General features: G+C 69.6%; 1 protein-coding gene. It reads left to right on the top strand.

What is annotated here, in order from left to right; genetic code table 11:
* Positions 1 to 84: 84 nt before the first annotated feature.
* Positions 85 to 1,075, top strand: a 991-nt coding sequence (locus ACIHAR_RS39715; protein WP_400024140.1) for an IS701 family transposase, incomplete at its 3' end; no start/stop codon positions are given.

Genomic DNA, 1,075 nt, shown 5'->3' with positions numbered 1-1,075 from the left:
CCTAGTAGGGCTTGGTCAGCTTCACTCGTGAATGGCGTTTCCGCTTGCCTGTAGTGCCGTTGAAGTGGTGTGACACCTGAGGAGATGGTCGAGGTCCGGGAGGACCTGGAGACGTTCACGGCGGAGTTGTTCGACGGGTTCTTCCGCGCTGACCAGCGTCGATGGGGCCAGGTATATGTGCGGGGACTGTTGCTGGACGGACGGCGCAAGTCGGTGGAGCCGATGGCCGCGAGGCTGGGTGAGGACGGCAACCGGCAGGCGCTGGCGCACTTTGTGACGACCAGCCCGTGGAATCCGGCGCATGTGCGGGCGCGTCTGGCGTGGAAGATGCAGGACATCCGGCCGGAGGCATTGATCGTCGATGACACCGGCTTCCTCAAGGACGGGGACGCCTCGCCATGCGTGTCCAGGCAGTACACCGGGACCGCGGGCAAGGTCACCAACTGCCAGGTAGGTGTCTCGCTGCACCTGGCCCACGATCGCGCCTCGGCCGCGATCGACTGGCGGCTGTTCGTGCCCGCCTCCTGGGACCCGGCCTCGCCGGAGGCGGATGCGGACAAGGTCGCCCGCCGCGGCCGCTGCGGCATCCCCGCCCGAGCGGGACACGTGGAGAAGTGGCAGCTGGCCCTGGACATGATCGACGAGGCACGGTCGTGGGGCGTCGACGTCCCTCTGGTCGTCGCGGACGCCGGATACGGCGATGCCGCGGCCTTCCGCAGCGGCCTGGAGGAACGCAACCTGCTCTACGCGGTCGGCATCTCCGGCCGTCACAGCGCTCATCCGGCCGACGCCCGGCCCGTCCAGCCCGACTACGCGGGCACCGGCCGGCCACCGAAGGTGCAGTATCCCGATCCGCCGAAGACCGCGAAAGACCTCGTCATCGCGGTCGGCCGGCTGGCGGCGAAGCCGGTGTCCTGGCGGGAGGGATCCCGTCCGGGCAAGGGCCGCAGTGGCTTCAAGCGCATGTACTCGCGGTTCGTCGCCCTTCGGGTCCGCCCCGCTGGACGCGGCATCCGCAAGGCGGCCGACGATCCGGAACTGCCCGAGCGCTGGCTGCTGGCCGAATGGCCCGCCG

Source organism: Streptomyces sp. NPDC052016 (assembly GCF_044548445.1).
GTDB lineage: Bacteria > Actinomycetota > Actinomycetes > Streptomycetales > Streptomycetaceae > Streptomyces.
Note: the sequence above shows the minus strand (reverse complement) of the source record. Positions and strands in the feature narration are given on the sequence as shown.